Source organism: Hymenobacter saemangeumensis, from assembly GCF_039541835.1.
Taxonomy (GTDB): Bacteria; Bacteroidota; Bacteroidia; order Cytophagales; family Hymenobacteraceae; genus Hymenobacter; species Hymenobacter saemangeumensis.
The window spans coordinates 1-1,658 of the sequence record NZ_BAABGZ010000044.1; the positions used below are offsets into that span (position 1 = coordinate 1).

At 65.0% G+C, this 1,658-nt stretch carries 1 pseudogene; it reads right to left on the reverse strand.

Features of this window, described 5'->3' with window-relative positions:
• Positions 1 to 1,457 (reverse strand): annotated as a pseudogene (locus tag ABD919_RS13910) (hypothetical protein); the annotation flags it as partial.
• Positions 1,458 to 1,658: the final 201 nt, after the last annotated feature.

A 1,658-nucleotide genomic window follows, 5' to 3' on the forward strand; every position in this document is an offset into this window, starting at 1 on the left:
ACGCCGGCCGTGGGCAGCTGGAACTGCACCTGCTCGCGGAAGGGGTTGGGCGCGGCCGTCAGCTCCACCGGGCGGGCGCTGCGTCCAGCCAGCGGCGAGCCAAACACGCGGAAGGCAATGTTCTGCGTTTCCTGGCCTTTGATGGGGCAGGCGTTGTCTTCGGCGGTTACGGCCACCCGGTACAGGCCGTCGCGCATGTTCAGCGGGGGCACAAAGGTGAGGCGGGCCTGGCCCGAGCCCAGCATCTGCAGCGAAGCACCCGGCACGGCGTTGTAGCTGAGTACCATGTTAACCAGCTGGTTGGGGTTGCGGTCGGTGGCCGTAAGGGTCAGAATTGCCGGCTCGCCCGAGCGAATGGGAATAATCTGGTTGATGGGCTGCGTCACCACGCTGGTGCCCACCTGCATGGTGGCCGTGCGCAGGAAAGTAGGCGGCACGTTGGTGCCGCAGTCGTATACGGTCAGGAACAGGTCGCGGCGGGCCGAGCCAATCATCACCATCTGCCCGTTGACGCGGCGGTACTCGGTAATTTTCACGACCACCACGTACTTGTTGCGGCCCGCGGCCGAAGCCGAAACGGAGTCATACAGGGCAGGCACCACGCGCAGCGAGCCGCTGGCCGCGTCGAACTCAAAGTTGGGCCGTACCGTCTTGTTCGGGCAGGTCCCAATGGTGTCGTTGGTGACGGCAATGGGCAGGGTAGCCGAATACGTGGACTGGCTGCCGCTGGGGCAGTTCAGCACGCAGGGCGGGTTGATGCTCAGCACGGCGGGCTGGCAGTTGTTGCCGGGAAAGCTGGCGTAGGTCGAGTACGTATTGCAGCTCTCCAGCGGCCGGTCGAGCGAGTACACCAGCGAGTCGCCATCGGCATCGTAGGCGCTGTTGCTGAGGATGGAAGTCTGCTTCCACGGAATAAAGAACACGGGCAGCGTGCTCGACACGGGCGAGGTGTTGACAATGGTTTGAATGGCCCCGCCGGCGGCAATCTGGTTGCGCAGCACGGCCTCGAAGCGGAAGCTGCCCTGGCTGACTAGGTTGGCCGTGCTGGGGCGGCAGCACTCTTCCGTGCTCAGCACCCACTCCTGGGCGGGGGGCAGGGTTACGGTAGCCACAAAGGTGTTGGCCTCGTAGTTGGCCGGGCCATTGGCCGTGCATACGCCGGAGAGGGTGGCGCAGTACTGGTTGCCATACACGGGCACGCCCTGGCGGTTCATCACGGCAGTAACCTGGCCCACCGTTGAGGAGCAGCCGTTGGGGCGGCAGGTAAGCTGCAGGGTGGTGGGCGCCGGAATGCCCGAGCAGTCGCGGAAATGGTGCACTACCACCCGGTACTGGTTATTACCGAGGGAAGTATAGGTAATGTCGCCGCCTTGGGCGTGTGAGGCCTGCGCGGGCCGGGCCAGTCCCAGGCACAGCCCAAGCAGGGCCACGCCAAGTATGCGTAGAGGTGTGAACATCGGTGAAATAGTTAGGGTGAAAGAGATTGAGCTACATGACCTGGGAAGGGGGCGCAGGGCCGGGAGCCGGCAAAGGCAAGCGCTGGCTTGCTTGCCGGCTTCCGGCACCTGCTATTGCTCGCTTCGCAGGAGTCGGATGGTGTGCTTGCCGTCGGCGGAGCGGGCCAGGTAGAGGCCGGCGGGCAGGTTGGCGGCGGGCTG